1 rRNA gene is annotated in these 1,575 nt (G+C 54.3%); it reads right to left on the bottom strand.

Going from position 1 to position 1,575, the window contains the following annotated elements:
• Positions 1-1,575, bottom strand: a 23S ribosomal RNA gene (locus tag HFD97_RS21970); the annotation flags it as partial.

Here is a 1,575-nt window from a genome sequence, read left to right as displayed (position 1 = left end):
GTCAGGGAGAACTCATCTCGGGGCAAGTTTCGTGCTTAGATGCTTTCAGCACTTATCTTTTCCGCACTTAGCTACCGGGCAGTGCCATTGGCATGACAACCCGAACACCAGTGGTGCGTTCACTCCGGTCCTCTCGTACTAGGAGCAACCCCCCTCAATTCTCCAGCGCCCACGGCAGATAGGGACCGAACTGTCTCACGACGTTCTAAACCCAGCTCGCGTACCACTTTAAACGGCGAACAGCCGTACCCTTGGGACCTACTTCAGCCCCAGGATGTGATGAGCCGACATCGAGGTGCCAAACACCGCCGTCGATATGAACTCTTGGGCGGTATCAGCCTGTTATCCCCGGAGTACCTTTTATCCGTTGAGCGATGGCCCTTCCATTCAGAACCACCGGATCACTATGACCTGCTTTCGCACCTGCTCGAGCCGTCACTCTCGCAGTCAAGCCAGCTTATGCCATTGCACTAACCTCACGATGTCCGACCGTGATTAGCTGACCTTCGTGCTCCTCCGTTACTCTTTGGGAGGAGACCGCCCCAGTCAAACTACCCACCAGACACTGTCCGCACCCCGGATCACGGGGCCACGTTAGAACATCAAACATTAAAGGGTGGTATTTCAAGGATGGCTCCACGCAGACTGGCGTCCGCGCTTCAAAGCCTCCCACCTATCCTACACATCAAGGCTCAATGTTCAGTGTCAAGCTGTAGTAAAGGTTCACGGGGTCTTTCCGTCTTGCCGCGGGTACACTGCATCTTCACAGCGAGTTCAATTTCACTGAGTCTCGGGTGGAGACAGCCTGGCCATCATTACGCCATTCGTGCAGGTCGGAACTTACCCGACAAGGAATTTCGCTACCTTAGGACCGTTATAGTTACGGCCGCCGTTTACCGGGGCTTCGATCAAGAGCTTCTCCTTACGGATAACCCCATCAATTAACCTTCCGGCACCGGGCAGGCGTCACACCGTATACGTCCACTTTCGTGTTTGCACAGTGCTGTGTTTTTAATAAACAGTTGCAGCCAGCTGGTATCTTCGACTGGCTTCAGCTCCGGGAGCAAGTCCCTTCACCTACGCGCCAGCGTGCCTTCTCCCGAAGTTACGGCACCATTTTGCCTAGTTCCTTCACCCGAGTTCTCTCAAGCGCCTTGGTATTCTCTACCTGACCACCTGTGTCGGTTTGGGGTACGATTCTGTGTTACCTGATGCTTAGAGGCTTTTCCTGGAAGCAGGGCATTTATCACTTCAGCACCGTAGTGCCTCGTCATCACGCCTCAGCGTTAAAAGAGTCCGGATTTACCTGGACCCTCCGCCTACACGCTTAAACCGGGACAACCGTCGCCCGGCTGATATAGCCTTCTCCGTCCCCCCTTCGCAGTAACACCGAGTACAGGAATATTAACCTGTTTCCCATCGACTACGCCTTTCGGCCTCGCCTTAGGGGTCGACTCACCCTGCTCCGATTAACGTTGAACAGGAACCCTTGGTCTTCCGGCGAGCGGGCTTTTCACCCGCTTTATCGTTACTTATGTCAGCATTCGCACTTCTGATACCTCCAGCATGCCTCAC

Source organism: Pantoea sp. EKM103V (assembly GCF_011800365.1).
In the GTDB taxonomy this organism is placed as follows: domain Bacteria; phylum Pseudomonadota; class Gammaproteobacteria; order Enterobacterales; family Enterobacteriaceae; genus Pantoea; species Pantoea anthophila.
This window is presented reverse-complemented; position numbering and strand designations above follow the sequence as displayed.